Genomic DNA, 12,941 nt, shown 5'->3' with positions numbered 1-12,941 from the left:
ACTTGGGTTAAAAATTTACCTGAACAAAAAGCCCGCTGATTTAATTAAATCAGCGGGCTTTTTTATTTGCAGAATTGATTTTATATAACGACTGAAGCTTAGAACAGCTCAGCTAGAATGGCTTCTAGTTTTTCTTGGTCAATTGCAAATTGGCGAATACCTTGGCTTAGTTTTTCAGTGGCCATGGCATCTTGATTCATTTCCCAGCGAAATGCTTGCTCAGTCATAGGCGTTGGCGGGGCAACTGTTTCAGTAGCAGCAGTCAGTTGACGCGCTAATGGGGCATCTGTTGCGGCTAGTTCTGATAATAGCCCTGGGCTGATAGTTAATCTATCACAACCTGCCAGTAATTGGATTTCGCTGATGTTTCTAAAGCTTGCACCCATAACGATGGTTTTATAATCGTGCTTTTTGAAGAAGTTATAAATATGTGCAACAGACTGTACGCCTGGATCATTAGCACCGCTAAAATCGCTATCAGTTTGGTTTGCTTTATACCAATCAAGAATACGACCAACAAAAGGCGAGATTAAATAAGCACCTGCTTCAGCACAGGCACGAGCTTGAGCAAATGCAAACACCAACGTTAGGTTACAGCGAATACCTTGTTGCTCAAGTACTTTTGCCGCTTGAATACCTTCCCATGTAGACGCCACTTTGATCAGTACGCGCGAGGTATCAATATCTTGCTCTTTATAGAGCGCAACAAGCTCAAGGGCTTTATCAATAGTTGCTTGAGTGTCAAACGATAAGCGCGCATCTACTTCGGTAGACACTAACCCTGGCACTTGAGCCATTAAATTTGCACCAATTAGTACCGACAGTTTGTCAGCAGCTTTGCTGATCACCTGTGCATTGTCACTTGTTTGTTGCTTAGCCCAAGCAACGGCTTCAACAGCCAGTGGGCGGTATTTTTCAATTTTAATCGCATTGAGCAATAACGATGGATTGGTAGTGGCATCTTGCGGCTTATATTGATCGATTGCTTCAAAATCACCGGTATCAGCAACCACAGTGGTCATGGTTTTTAATTGTTCTAATTGGCTAGACATAGACATCCTATTTTCATCATACAAAATAAATTAATTAACGGCTTTTAGCATTGCTTATGACATGGTTTAAGCCCTTTATTAGTGCAAAACATTAGTTTAAAGGGCACAGGTGTCACGAATATTTCAGAATAAATCTGTTAATAATATTTTTATAATACCTTTACAATCCGTCATTATTGATATTATCATACAAATAACAGTAATGACTAACATTGTTAGTATCCAATTAGTGAAAGGTATTTATGTCTCGTTATACATTGGGCTTAGATTATGGTTCTGATTCAGTAAGAGCACTGCTTGTTGATGTAACCACAGGTAAAGAGCTGGCTAGCCATTTAGTGAATTATCCGCGTTGGGCGCAAGGTTTATATTGCGCTCCAAGTAAAGATCAATTTCGCCAGCATCCACAAGACTACATCGACAGCTTGATTGAGGTCGTCAATGGTCTATGGCAACAAGTACCTGCGGGAACTGCGGATAAAGTAATAGGTATGAGCTTTGATACCACAGGCTCAACGCCAGTGGCGATTAATAGCCAAGGCACGCCTTTAGCGCTGACTGAAGAATTTGCTGAAAACCCTAATGCGATGTTCATTCTTTGGAAAGACCATACGTCGATTAAAGAAGCGAATGAGATCACCAAAGCCGCGACCAATAACGAGGTTAATTATCTTTCACACATGGGCGGCATCTATTCATCAGAATGGTACTGGGCTAAAGCATTACATATTTTTAGAGATGATGCGGCTGTAAAAGCGGCAACTTACTCGTGGGTTGAGCATTGTGATTGGATGACGGCATTGATGTGTGGCACCACTCACCCAGAAGTATTAACACTGGGACGCTGTGCAACGGGCCACAAACAAATGTGGAATGAGCAATGGGGTGGTTTCCCACCAAATAGTTTCTTCAGCAATATTGACCCATTATTAGATGGTGTGGTTGATACGCTTAATGCAGCAACCCAACCAAGTGACCAAGTCGCTGGTAAATTAACAGCGCAATGGGCTGATAAACTTGGTTTATCACAGAATGTAGTTGTAGGTTACGGTGCGTTTGACTGTCACATGGGGGCAGTTGCTGCCAATGTGCGTCCAGGTGTTTTAACTAAAGTAATGGGTACTTCAACTTGTGATAGTACTGTTACGTCAAAGCAGCAACTTGGCGATACCTGTGTTAAAGGTATCTGTGGTCAAGTAGATGGCTCAGTGATCCCAGGCATGATTGGCCTTGAAGCGGGGCAATCTGCGTTTGGCGATTTATACGCATGGTTTAAAAACCTAATGCTGTGGCCAACTCGCCAGTTAGCAAATTTAAACGACGTTGAACAAAGCTTGATCAATAAAATTGAAGACTCAATTTTAGTTGATTTATCAAAAGCTGCCAGTGCGTTACCGGTTAAAAATACCGATGTAACAGCACTTGACTGGGTCAACGGTCGTCGCACACCTGATGCAGATCAAAGCGTAGCAATGGCCATGACGGGCATGAAAATGGGCACTGACGCGCCGCAGTTCTTTAAAGCATTAGTTGAGGCGACGGCCTTTGGCGCACGCGCCATTACTGAGCGTTTTCAAAGTGAAGGCGTGCCGATTGATTCAGTAGTGGTAATTGGCGGCATTTCAAAAAAATCAGATTACGTAATGCAAACCTGTGCGGATGTATGGAACTGCCCAATTGACGTACTTGAAAGCGAGCAAAGCTGTGCGCTTGGTGCTGCAATTATGGCTGCTGTGGCAGCGGGCGAATATGCAACAGTGGCGGATGCTCAGCAAGTTATGGCTTCTGCTGTATGTCATCAGTATTTACCTAACCCAGAGCGGGTTGCGGTTTATAACGAACTCTATGCTAACTATCAAGCGTTAGCACAGTATGTTGATGGAGCAAAAGCATGAGCTACACAGAATTAAAGCGCGAAGTATTTGAAGCTAACATGGAATTACAACGTCGTGGTTTGGTGATTTACACCTTTGGTAATGTATCGCAAATTGACCGCGACAAAGGCGTGATTGCGATTAAACCAAGTGGTGTTTCGTATGACCAAATGAAAGCAGAAGACATGGTAATTGTTGATTTACAAAACAACATTGTTGAGGGCAGTATGCGTCCATCTTCTGATACCAAAACTCATATTCACTTGTATCGTCATTTTAATGACATTGGTGGCGTAACGCATACTCATTCAACTTACGCAACAGCATGGGCACAAGCAAAGCAGAGTATTCCATGCTTTGGGACAACGCACGCTGATTATGTGCACGGTGACATTACCTGTACACGTGAGCTTACCGATGCGCAAGTAAATGGCGATTATGAGCTTGAGACAGGTATTCAAATTACTGATGCTTATAAAGACCGCGACCCAAAAGCAGCACCAATGGTGATTGTGGCAGGACATGCACCGTTTACGTGGGGTAAAGATGCAGCGCAATCTGTGTATCACGCAGCACTGCTAGAAGAAATTGCTCGCATGGCTTACTTAACTCGCACGCTTGATCAAAATGCAGGTGCGCTTAAGAAGTCTGTGATGGATAAACATTATTTAAGAAAACACGGTAAAGATGCCTACTACGGCCAAAGTAACCGTGGCTAACAAGTACAAGAGGAATTTATATATGCCGTCGTCAATGAAAGAAGTTTGGTTTGTAACTGGGTCACAACATTTATATGGCCCAAAAGTGTTAAACACCGTTGCAGATAATAGCGCTGCAATTGTTGCTGGTTTAAATAGCGAAGCAAATTTACCGGTTAACTTAGTCTGTAAGCCAACGGTAAAAACACCTGAAGAAATTCATGCGGTTTGCCAAGCAGCAAACACTGATCCTAACTGTGTGGGTTTAGTATTGTGGATGCATACATTCTCACCAGCAAAAATGTGGATTGCCGGTTTAAACGAATTACGTAAGCCATGGTTACACCTTCATACACAATTTAATGCCGCGTTACCGTGGTCTGAAATTGATATGAATTACATGAACACCCACCAAAGTGCGCATGGTGATCGTGAGTTTGGTTTTATTGGTACTGTAATGCGCAAAGAGCGTAAAGTAGTGGCAGGTCACTGGCAACGTGCTGACGTGCAAAAGCAAATTGATGATTGGTGCCGCGCTGCTAAAGGGTGGGCTGAGAGCCAAACACTTAAAGTGGCACGTTTTGGCGATAACATGCGCCAAGTTGCGGTTACAGAAGGTAACAAAGTATCAGCGCAAATCACTTTTGGTTATGAAGTACACGCCTTTGGTGTAGCTGAGCTCGTTAAAGTTGTTGATACCGTGACAGATGCTGAAGTCGATGCCCAGCTTGAAGTATACAAAACTGACTATGTGATCAGCGATGAAACGTTGCAAGATGACTACAAAGTATCGATGCTACGCAACGAAGCGCGTTTAGAGCTTGGTATGGAACGCTTTTTAGAAAAAGGTGGCTTTAAAGCATTCACTAACTGTTTTGAAGACTTGTCTGGTTTATCAGGTTTACCAGGACTTGCAACGCAGCGCTTAATGGCTAAAGGCTATGGCTATGGCGGTGAAGGCGACTGGAAAACAGCCGCTATGGTACGCATCATGAAAGTAATGGGTGAAGGCCGTGAAGGCGGTTGTTCATTTATGGAAGATTACACGTATAACATGGGTGATACCGACCAAGTACTAGGTGCTCACATGTTAGAAGTATGTCCATCGATTGCAGCGCAAAAACCACGCCTTGAAGTTCACACTCACACCATTGGGGTGAAATGTGATGTGGGTCGTTTATTGTTTACTGCTAAAGCCGGTGCGGCAATTAACGTTTCGCCAATTGATATGGGTAATCGTTTCCGTATTTTGATCAACGAAGTAGATACAGTAACGCCACCGGCTGAGTTACCGCATTTACCAGTTGCATCAGCATTGTGGGAACCAAAACCGAATCTATCAGTGGCGTCTGCTGCGTGGATCCATGCCGGTGGTGCGCACCACACTGCGTACAGCCAAGCTGTTACCACCGATATGATTGTTGATTTTGCTGAAATGGCAGGTGTTGAAACGATGATTATCGATGCTGATACCAGCATCCGTGGTTTCAAAACAGAGCTACGCCACAATGCAGCGTATTACATGTTAAAACGTGGGCTTTAATCACCTATAACAGCAGTGATCTAAGTTAACTAAATAAGCCAACTTTATAGTAAAGTTGGCTTTTGTTTTCTAAGACTTTGGAGTACACATGCTCGATCTCACAAAATACCAAGGCATTATTTTTGATATGGATGGCACGCTTATCGATTCGATGGGCTCTCATTTACAAGCATGGGAGCTGACCTGCCATGCATTAGGTTATCCGTTTGACTATGACTATATGTATAGTTTAGGTGGCGTACCAACACTTGCCACTGTTGATATTCTCAATGAAAAATATGGACTTAGTCATGATCCTGATGAAGTTGCCAAGCAAAAACACCAATTTTGGTTAGGCTTAAACCATCAGCCAGAAATCATTACTGAGACAGTCGATGTATTAAACTATTACCATGGCAAAATGCCTATTGGGGTAGGTACTGGCGCGGACCGTGCGCATGCCATTGAGCATCTAACTCAAACAGGGTTAATCGATAAAATAGACGCATTAGTTACTGCCAGTGATGTTCGCCACGGTAAACCACACCCAGAAACTTTTTTAAGCGTAGCCAAACAAATAAACATTCAACCACAAAATTGTGTGGTGTTTGAAGACACGCAAATAGGCTATCAAGCAGCTCAGGCTGGTGGTATGGACTGCATTTTAGTCAAAGACGGCAAAATACAACTAAAAAGTTAGGCGAATAAATTTGCAATCGATCACTATATTGTATTATAAAAGTATAAATGCAATTATAATAAGGTTATTGTCATGTCATTGCAATGTGTAACTCAGCGCCTAACAGCGGTTCATCAGTCGTCAACATCGATTAAAAAATTATCTCGCGGTATCTTTGCAATAGCAGTGTCCTTTGGGATTGCTTTAACCCCCGCGTGTGCTCACCAAGGAGACAATATGACCAATTCACCTTCTGCATTACTGCACGCTTATGGCAAGCTGGCAGACCAAACTCCGATCAACCAAGTTACCCTAACCAATAGTAATGGCGTGAGCGTTGATGTGATCAATTATGGCGGCATTATTACCCGTATCGAAACGCCAGACAGCAATGGCAACATGGGTAATATTGTTTTAGGTATGGATAATTTAGAAGATTACACTAATGCAACCACATACTTTGGCGCGATCATTGGCAGATTTGGTAACCGTATTGCTAATGGTAAATTTAGCTTAAACGGCACGGATTATCAGTTAGCAACTAACGATGGTGCTAACCATTTACACGGTGGTGTGCAAGGCTTTGATAAGAAAGTCTGGAATATGGTGCCATTTAGCACGCAAAACAGTGCTGGTGTAACACTAAGCCTCGTAAGTCCTGATGGTGACCAAGGTTATCCTGGTGAGCTGACCACACAAGTCACCTATACATTGACCAACAAAAATACCCTTGATATGCAGTTTGTGGCAAAAACAAATAAGCCAACCATCATCAATATGACCCAGCACAGTTATTTTAACTTAGCCGGTAAGGGCGATATTCTCGATCATCAAATGCAAATCAACTCAAACGCAATCACCCCTGTGGATGGCGGTTTGATCCCAACGGGTGAGTTAATGCAAGTGGCGGGTACACCGTTTGATTTTAGAAATCCAAAAGCAATTGGTAAAGAAATTAATGTGGATGATGAGCAGCTGAAGCTTGGTAAAGGTTATGACCATAACTTTGTGCTGAAAAACAAACCTAATCATGATTTGATTGAAGCAGCTAACGTTTATGAGCCAAGCTCAGGTCGAACCCTAACTGTGTATACCGAAGAACCTGCGGTACAGTTTTACTCAGGTAACTTTTTAGATGGAAGCAGTAAGCAAGCCTCTGGTTTAGTACATAAATTAAGAAGTGGTTTTTGCCTAGAGCCACAGCACTTTCCTGATGCACCGAATCAGCCAACATTCCCCAGTACAACTTTGATGCCTGGTGAGGTTTATTCAACGCGTATTGTGTATGAGTTTGGCACTAAGTAATGCACTTCGTTAATCAAATAGGGCTGCTGTTTGCAGCCTTAGTGATAACAACTGTGGCGCAAGCGACTGAGGTTGCGACTATTCATAGCCCAGATCAGCAGTTAGCCGTATTGGTTGATTTAGATGAGCAAGGGCAGTTAAGTTATCAAGTACAGTCAGGTAGCGATAAAGTAATTGAGCCATCTTTATTAGGTATCACGCTTAATAATACCGATTTTACTAAAAAGCTTAGATTATTAGCTGTTAAACAACAGCCGACAGTGAATGATAGCTACCAGCTTTTTACTGGTAAGCAACAGTTTGTTGATTACCAGGCTAACAGTACGGTTGTAAGCGTGACTAATCAGCAACACGAAACATTGAATGTTCGCTTTCAAGTGAGCAACGATGGGGTTGCTTTTCGCTACGAGTTAGATGGGGAGTCCTCGGATACGCGGGTCGTTATGAGTGAACAAACGGGTTTTAACTTCCCAAGTGAAACCGTTGCGTGGTTACAGCCTAAAGCGCAAGCGCAATCTGGCTGGATGAACACTAACCCTTCTTATGAAGAAGAATATTTACAAGCGACAGCATTAACGACCCCTGCAATAACCAATAATGGCTGGGTGTATCCGGCATTATTTAAGCACCAAGAGCAGTATATTTTAATCTCAGAAGCTGGTGGTGAAGACTATTACAGTGGTACTAATTTAACCAATAATAGCCAAGGGCAGTTTAAGGTTCGTTTTCCTGATCAGCGTGAAGTTACTTCTAATGGTGGCTATTTACCAGAGCATACACTGCCGCTGTTATCGCCTTGGCGTTTATTGGTAATTGGCACGTTGCAAACGGTTACTGAGTCTACTTTAGGGACTGACTTAGCCCGACCAAACCAGCTAACTAACACTGATTTTGTTAAACCGGGGATTGCTGCTTGGAGTTGGGGGTTATTAAAGGATGACTTTACAACCTTTCCTGTGCAAAAACAGTTCATTGATTATGCAGCAGATATGCACTGGCAATATGTATTGATTGATGCGGATTGGGATCAAAAAATAGGCTGGGAGAAAATGCAGCAGTTGGCAGCCTATGCTAAGCAAAAAAATGTTGATTTATGGGTTTGGTATAACTCATCAGGCGCGTGGAATAACACGGTTTATTCTCCTAAAAGTGCATTACTAACGCGTGCTGATCGCATTAAACATTTTGCAAAACTTCAAGCTATGGGAATTAAAGGCATTAAAGTCGACTTCTTCCCGGGTGATGGTTCATCTGTGATGGCCTATTACGAAGCTATGCTGAAAGACGCAGCAGCACATCAGTTAATGGTCAATTTTCATGGCACCACTTTGCCAAGGGGCTTGCAGCGAACTTATCCTAATCTAATGACCTCCGAAGCAGTAAAAGGCTTTGAGATGATAAGCTTTTTTCAAGCATTTGCCGATAAAGAAGCGCAGCATGCAGCGACCTTAGTGTTTACTCGGAACGTGTTTGATCCAATGGATTTTACACCTATGGTACTTGGTGATATTCCTAATATTGAACGCAAAACCAATAATGCCTTTGAGCTCGCGCTGCCGATTTTATTTACATCTGGGATACAGCACTTAGTGACAACGCCTGAGCAAATGACGAAAGTTTCAGAACCAGTAAAAGCTTATTTGAAATCGCTGCCTACTCTGTGGGATGAAACAAGGCTCTTGCAAGGCAGCCCAGGTAAGTATGTGGTGATGGCGAGACGTTCTCGCTGCAACTGGTATGTTGCAGGTATTAATGCGCAGGATAAAGCTATTACGTTAGATATTGACTTAAGCTTTAGTAACTTCAGTTCAGCCCAGCTACTTAGCGCAGGTAAAAAATTAACACAGGTTGAGGCGCAACAGCTCAACTCAAAACTGTTTTCTATAAAATTAAACCCCAATAGCGGGTTTGTTATAATAACTAAGGGTGATAACAACAATGAATGCACAACATCACTTGCGCACTAAATTAAAGCGTACTGCTAAAGCAACAGGCCTTGTAGGTTTATTCGCTTTGTCATTAAGCTCACTTACAGGGTGTGAATCTACAACCCGCGCAGACACACAACAAACACAAGATGCAGCACCAATCGCGAGCGCAAAAGCACCCACGCAAGATGATGGCGTATTCACTAATCCATTATTTCCTAATGGTGCCGATCCATGGCTTGAGTACTGGGATGGTAACTATTACCTAACGACGACAACATGGACATCTGAATTGGTGATGCGTAAATCACCTACTTTAGCAGGACTTGCCGATGCAACCCCAGTAAATGTATGGTCAGCGACCGATCCTGCGCGTTGTTGTAACTTTTGGGCGTTTGAATTTCATCGTGTTAAAGGCCCTGATGGCTACCGTTGGTACATGATGTATACAGCAGGGACTGATGGTACTTTAGATAACCAACATCTTAATGTATTAGAAAGTGCCGGTGACGACCCAATGGGTCCGTATGAATACAAAGGCGCACTCATGCCTGATGTATGGAATATCGATGGTAACTATTTAAGCTATAAAGACAAACTCTATGTTATTTATTCCCAGTGGCAGGGCGATCAACAGTTAAACATTATTGCTGAAATGGAAAACCCGTGGACGCTGAAAAAGAATTCACCGCACACGGTGATCACACGCCCTGAACTTGATTGGGAGATCAGCGGACGTAAAGTAACCGAAGGTGCTGAAATTCTGCAGCATAACGGTCGCACGTTTATGACTTACTCCGCAAGCTTTTGTAACACGCCAGATTATAAGTTAGGTATGTTAGAGTTGGTGGGTGATGATCCGCTAGATGCAAACAGCTGGAAGAAGTTTGACGAGCCTGTATTTGAACGTACTGATGAAGTATTTGGCCCTGGTCACAATGGCTTTTTTACCTCACCCGATGGCAGTGAAGACTGGCTGGTATACCATGGCAATGACTCAGTAGAGCATGGTTGTAGTGCCACACGTTCTTTACGTGCGCAAAAATTTACTTGGAATAAGGATGGCACGCCAAACTTTGCAAAACCTGTTACACCGGGTGTTGAAGTTGCTCCACCATCAGGTGAATACGGGCCACTTGTAACTCGTGTGCAAGGTCAGCGTTATAACTTAGTTAATGCAACCAGCGGTTTATGTTTAGATATTGCAGCGGATCCTCAAGATGCGCGTGCCGTGCAACGCCAATGTGCAAGCACCAATGGTCAATGGGTGATTGATGCCACCACAGATGGTTTTGTACGTTTAGCAAATCGTGAAGACAGCAAGTTTTTAGAGCTGGCTAATTGCAGTGATGCTGATAATGCGAAAATACAATCTGCAGCGTGGCGTAATAACTTCTGTCAGCAATGGAAAGTAGCACCAAGCACTGATGGTAATGTCACTATTACTAACCGTTACACTGAAAAACCATTAGCCGTAGCAGGGTGTTCAGCCGCGCAAAATCAAGCGGTTTTACAACAAGGTAAAGATACTGCATGTGCTGATTGGCAGTTACAGCCTGTAGGTAGTGTCGCGGTAATGAGCCAACAAAGTGGTAAAGCATTGAGCGTTGCAGGAGCTGTTAAAGCGGGTACTAATGTTGAGCAACAAGCGTTTACTCACAGCGACGCCCAACAATGGTTCTTTGCACCAACAGACACAGGTTACGTTGCTTTAAAGCAAGACCTTGATAGCGATTATTGCGCTGCTGTGGCAAACAATGCTTTAGTGCCTGGCGCTAACGTTGAAATGGCTTCGTGCGAAACTAAAACAGCACAATGGCGCATTACTCCTGTTGCAGGTGGCGGCGTGATGTTGATCAACCGTTACACAAAGCAAGCACTGGGTTTAAGTGATTGTGGCCTTGCAGATAAAACTAATTTTGCACAACAACCTGATTTAGGTAACAAGTGCCAAATTTTCCATTTACGAGAACCAAAGTAAATGTAAATAAGCGTTCGACTCTCACCAAGCCACTGTTTCGATAGTGGCTTTTTTATGTGTATGTAGCGTGCGTTTTAATTTTATGAACTTACATTTGAATAGTCGTGTTATTGCCATCATTAATAAAGTGCACTCGCGGCCTGTACATTTAGTATTTTTTAACAAACTGCCAAAGTTAAGCGATTCGCTCAATATCAAAGGTGGTTGTATTTTAAGCTGTTGTCGCTAATTTAATTAGTGTAAGGTGACGCAGCAAAGGTACAATTTGATTGTCCATAATTGTAAGATACAGTGAACCAAGTGTAATGTTAGCGTAGGCTGCTAATATGTAAGGTAAAGCCAAAGATAATTATAAAATAAACTTAAAAAATAGCGCTTTTTATAGATAGAAGCAGGCACAGGAATAGGAAGCCTCATGATATTAAGAATGATTTTATTATTGAGTTTATTGTCAAATATAAATGCAAACGCTCAGGATCCAGAGCCTGAACTTACAATTTTGTTGAACGACTGGCCACCTTATAATTTTAACAAAGGTGGTAAGCTAGTTGGTATTAGCACAGAGTTAGTAGAAGCCGCGCTGCAAAAAGCGAACATCAAATACAAACTGTTAGTTTATCCTTTTAAACGCGCTTTATACACTGTCCAACAAACTCCTAACACTTTGCTTTTTACAGTAGCTCGCATTCCTGAGCTCGAAAATATGTATAAATGGATTGGCCCTTTGCACACCAGAGAGGTATATCTGTATAAATTAAATTCCCGATCTGATATACAGATCAACAAAATCGCAGATATCAAACAATATAAAACTAGTGTGCTGATGGGCGGTTCAGTTGAGCAATTCCTTAAACGTAATCACTTTCAAGAAAATATAGACTACTATGTTACTGTTAATTCAGAACAAATATTAAAAGCTTTATTTAAAAAAAGGACAGATCTGATCCCTGGAGATCCATTAGATTTAGCCTATCAAATGAAAACGCTGGGCTATGATCAGTCAGCAATTGAAAAAGCCTATTTACTGTCGAACGAAGGTGGCTATTACATGATAGCTAATAAAAAAACATCAGATGAAATGATAACAAAAATTCAGAAATCTTTAGATGAAGTGCTTGCATCAGATAAGAAAGATAAAACTATCGAAAAGTATCTACAAATAAAAAGCGGTTCCTTTAACTAAAAATCTATCGATTAAACAATCACTAATTATTTTGGTGATTAAATTGCAAAGCTTATTGCGCCTGGTAGCAGAAGGCATTTTAATGGCCGATTTACTTTTGTCAGTAAAAATTGCTGTAGCAAGGAAATACGAGTGCACCAATCTGCCTAGCGATTGGCCAGTTTTTATAACTCATAATTATGCCTAATTGTTGATATTGCGCTTATTTAAGTATAGCTAAAAACACGATTGCTAATAATAGAATATGAGCAGTACTACAATAGTAACAACTAATCGCGATTTCAGTTGATCACACCATGGCACTGACAAGTGCACCTGTGTCGGTAATACCAGCTTCTTTCATCGCTTCAGCGATGGTTTGAACTAACGAACCCATTTGAGCTTGCATTGATACAATCATATTAGTTTGCGCTTCGACTTGTGCTTTAACAGCTTCATCTTGCTGGTTATCTAGCGCTTTTAACTTTTCGAGTTGCTCTTTTTGTTGTTCAATCTGTTCTTTGATTTTTTTCAGCTGTTCGATCATTTTAGCGATGTGATCGGGCATATCTGAATTGGCCTCTTTTTCTGCTTTCTCTTTAGTTTCCCGGCCTGATATATTGTCTAACTCTTTTTCTGATAAACGATAGCCAGTAGTATCGTTACTTTTTACCGTAGACTCTGATGGTGACGCAATTGGCTGTCCCAGTGGTTTATGTATCTGCATCATGGCTCTTTAT

The 12,941-nt window shown here is 42.0% G+C and carries 10 protein-coding genes; 8 read left to right on the top strand and 2 right to left on the bottom strand.

The genetic code is table 11. The features are described from left to right. Positions 1 to 98: 98 nt before the first annotated feature. Complete coding sequence (gene tal, locus H5201_RS08430) at positions 99 to 1,052, bottom strand: transaldolase (protein WP_182784227.1); 954 nt, start codon at positions 1,050 to 1,052, stop codon at positions 99 to 101. A gap of 242 nt (positions 1,053 to 1,294) precedes the next feature. Between tal and H5201_RS08425 the strand changes: the two genes are divergently transcribed. The 8 genes from H5201_RS08425 (at position 1,295) to H5201_RS08390 (ending at position 12,222) form a co-directional block, all read left to right on the top strand. Beyond that, complete coding sequence (locus H5201_RS08425) at positions 1,295 to 2,947, top strand: ribulokinase (RefSeq protein WP_182784225.1); 1,653 nt, start codon at positions 1,295 to 1,297, stop codon at positions 2,945 to 2,947. Further along, on the top strand, positions 2,944 to 3,645 hold the full coding sequence (locus H5201_RS08420; RefSeq protein WP_182717779.1) for an L-ribulose-5-phosphate 4-epimerase: 702 nt from the start codon (positions 2,944 to 2,946) through the stop codon (positions 3,643 to 3,645). Before H5201_RS08425 ends, H5201_RS08420 begins: the two co-directional genes overlap by 4 nt. Positions 3,646 to 3,667: 22 nt before the next feature. After that, complete coding sequence (gene araA, locus H5201_RS08415) at positions 3,668 to 5,167, top strand: L-arabinose isomerase (protein WP_182784223.1); 1,500 nt, start codon at positions 3,668 to 3,670, stop codon at positions 5,165 to 5,167. Between the two features lie 88 nt (positions 5,168 to 5,255). Beyond that, complete coding sequence (locus H5201_RS08410) at positions 5,256 to 5,846, top strand: HAD family phosphatase (protein WP_182717781.1); 591 nt, start codon at positions 5,256 to 5,258, stop codon at positions 5,844 to 5,846. A 216-nt stretch (positions 5,847 to 6,062) separates the two neighbouring features. Then, positions 6,063 to 7,130 (top strand): aldose epimerase family protein, encoded by a 1,068-nt coding sequence (locus H5201_RS08405; RefSeq protein WP_259398463.1) that lies wholly within the window; start codon positions 6,063 to 6,065, stop codon positions 7,128 to 7,130. Then, positions 7,130 to 9,097: a glycoside hydrolase family 97 protein gene (locus H5201_RS08400; protein WP_182784221.1), complete on the top strand. Its 1,968-nt coding sequence runs from the start codon at positions 7,130 to 7,132 to the stop codon at positions 9,095 to 9,097. Before H5201_RS08405 ends, H5201_RS08400 begins: the two co-directional genes overlap by 1 nt. After that, positions 9,069 to 11,039, top strand: coding sequence for an RICIN domain-containing protein (locus H5201_RS08395; RefSeq protein WP_182767289.1), 1,971 nt, complete (start codon positions 9,069 to 9,071; stop codon positions 11,037 to 11,039). Before H5201_RS08400 ends, H5201_RS08395 begins: the two co-directional genes overlap by 29 nt. A 415-nt stretch (positions 11,040 to 11,454) precedes the next feature. Then, positions 11,455 to 12,222 carry an ABC transporter substrate-binding protein gene (locus tag H5201_RS08390; protein ID WP_182717785.1) on the top strand — a complete coding sequence of 256 codons (768 nt, stop codon included), beginning with the start codon at positions 11,455 to 11,457 and terminating at the stop codon, positions 12,220 to 12,222. Between the two features lie 289 nt (positions 12,223 to 12,511). Here H5201_RS08390 and H5201_RS08385 read toward each other — a convergent pair whose 3' ends face one another. Beyond that, on the bottom strand, positions 12,512 to 12,931 hold the full coding sequence (locus H5201_RS08385; RefSeq protein WP_259397091.1) for a hypothetical protein: 420 nt from the start codon (positions 12,929 to 12,931) through the stop codon (positions 12,512 to 12,514). Positions 12,932 to 12,941: the final 10 nt, after the last annotated feature.

This window comes from Pseudoalteromonas sp. SG43-6 (genome assembly GCF_014164365.1).
In the GTDB taxonomy this organism is placed as follows: domain Bacteria; phylum Pseudomonadota; class Gammaproteobacteria; order Enterobacterales; family Alteromonadaceae; genus Pseudoalteromonas; species Pseudoalteromonas rhizosphaerae.
Note: the sequence above shows the minus strand (reverse complement) of the source record. Positions and strands in the feature narration are given on the sequence as shown.

Coding starts and splice junctions, on each gene's coding strand:
- tal (WP_182784227.1), bottom strand. CDS start 1,052: ATGTCTAGCCAATTAGAACAATTAAAAACCATGACCACTGTGGTTGCT.
- H5201_RS08425 (WP_182784225.1), top strand. CDS start 1,295: ATGTCTCGTTATACATTGGGCTTAGATTATGGTTCTGATTCAGTAAGA.
- H5201_RS08420 (WP_182717779.1), top strand. CDS start 2,944: ATGAGCTACACAGAATTAAAGCGCGAAGTATTTGAAGCTAACATGGAA.
- araA (WP_182784223.1), top strand. CDS start 3,668: ATGCCGTCGTCAATGAAAGAAGTTTGGTTTGTAACTGGGTCACAACAT.
- H5201_RS08410 (WP_182717781.1), top strand. CDS start 5,256: ATGCTCGATCTCACAAAATACCAAGGCATTATTTTTGATATGGATGGC.
- H5201_RS08405 (WP_259398463.1), top strand. CDS start 6,063: ATGACCAATTCACCTTCTGCATTACTGCACGCTTATGGCAAGCTGGCA.
- H5201_RS08400 (WP_182784221.1), top strand. CDS start 7,130: ATGCACTTCGTTAATCAAATAGGGCTGCTGTTTGCAGCCTTAGTGATA.
- H5201_RS08395 (WP_182767289.1), top strand. CDS start 9,069: ATGAATGCACAACATCACTTGCGCACTAAATTAAAGCGTACTGCTAAA.
- H5201_RS08390 (WP_182717785.1), top strand. CDS start 11,455: ATGATATTAAGAATGATTTTATTATTGAGTTTATTGTCAAATATAAAT.
- H5201_RS08385 (WP_259397091.1), bottom strand. CDS start 12,931: ATGATGCAGATACATAAACCACTGGGACAGCCAATTGCGTCACCATCA.